At 70.2% G+C, this 1,371-nt stretch carries 1 protein-coding gene; it reads left to right on the top strand.

Translation table 11 applies throughout. The features are described from left to right. Window positions 1-974: 974 nt before the first annotated feature. Window positions 975-1,265, top strand: a complete 291-nt coding sequence (locus FH969_RS14910) for a hypothetical protein (protein ID WP_139987991.1) — start codon at window positions 975-977, stop codon at window positions 1,263-1,265. Window positions 1,266-1,371: the final 106 nt, after the last annotated feature.

The following is a 1,371-nucleotide window of genomic DNA, read 5'->3' as shown; positions in this document are numbered from 1 at the left end:
GCTCGCCGTCGGGCGCTCGCCGTCGGGCGTCGTCGCTGCCGGGCGCTCGCCGTCGGTTGTCCACACTCGCGCGAGCCGTGGGCATCTGGAGCTCTGTCCCCAACCCGAATGACACCCGGCGCGGGTCGTTGTGCACTTGCTCGGTGAACACCGTCCCACGGCTCGATCTCGGCGAGCGTCAGCGCGCCGTCGTCGCGCCCGCGGACCCACTCACAGGCGCGCCCTCGATAGCCCGCGAGCGACGAGCCCGGACCCTCATCAGGAGCGCGGGCCGAACGCGGACCGAGCTCGTGGACGAGATCACCCTCGTGACCGATGCCTGCCTCCCGGCGAATGCTCGCGCGCTCGCGCTGCGTCAGCTGGGATGCCTCTCGAGTGCCCAGCTTCGCGAGGCCGGCGTGTCACGCTCGGCGATCACCCGCCGTCGGGCGTCGCAGCGATGGCGCTTCCCGACGTCGAGAGTCGTCGACCTCGGAGCAGACCCTCCTTCCGTGCTCACGCCTCAGCTCCGGGTTCGGCGAGCAGCGGTGATCGCGCTGCTCGCGTACGGCCCGAACGCGATTGCCATCGGACCGTCCGCTCTTGCACTGCACGGCGTGCAGGGTCTGCCTGCGACGATGTCACCCGAGGTCACCGTGCCCGGTGGCGGTCCGCGCCGCGACCGCGGCGGAGTCAGGTGCCGGGAGTGCGTGGTGCCGGAGACGGTCGTGAGCGCGGACGGGTTCCGCACAGTCGATCCCGTCGTCTCGCTCGCCCAGACCCTGGTGCAGCTCGCTCCGCGTGAGGCTCTCGGCGTTCTCGACTCAGCCCTGCATCTGGAGCTGCTCCGCGGCGAGAGTCTCACGCAGGTTCGACGACTCGCCCATCGGCTCCGAGGACCGTCACGTCACCGGCTACCGGAGCTCGAGGCGGTCTGGGAGATGGCGGACGGACGACGAGCGTCACCTTTGGAGTCGTGGGCGTACTGGGACCTGGTGGCTGCGGGCCTTCAGCCCACGGACATCCAGGTCGAGATCCGCGACCCCCAACGCCGACTCGTCGCCCGCGGAGACATCGGGTTCCTCCGGCGCGACGGGACGTGGCTGCTGATCGAGCTCCAGAGTCGGCAGAACCACTCCGACGTGGACGCCGTGATCGACGACGGTGAGCGCCGCGACGACGTGATGCTCGAGGAGCACACCGTGCTCGAGTTCTGGGCCATCCACCTCGGGGTGCGCGGTCGTATGGTGCAGCGCGTGGCGCAGCATCTCGAGCGGCGTCCGTAGTTCTTCACTCGCGGTCGTGCGGAACCCAGCGATCTGTCGCGGGCTGAAGCGCGAACCCAGCGATCTGTGCCGGGTGGAAGCCACGAACCGGCACGAATCGCTGGCA

The sequence above is a fragment of the Miniimonas arenae genome, assembly GCF_006351005.1.
Lineage (GTDB): Bacteria > Actinomycetota > Actinomycetes > Actinomycetales > Beutenbergiaceae > Miniimonas > Miniimonas arenae.
Note: the sequence above shows the minus strand (reverse complement) of the source record. Positions and strands in the feature narration are given on the sequence as shown.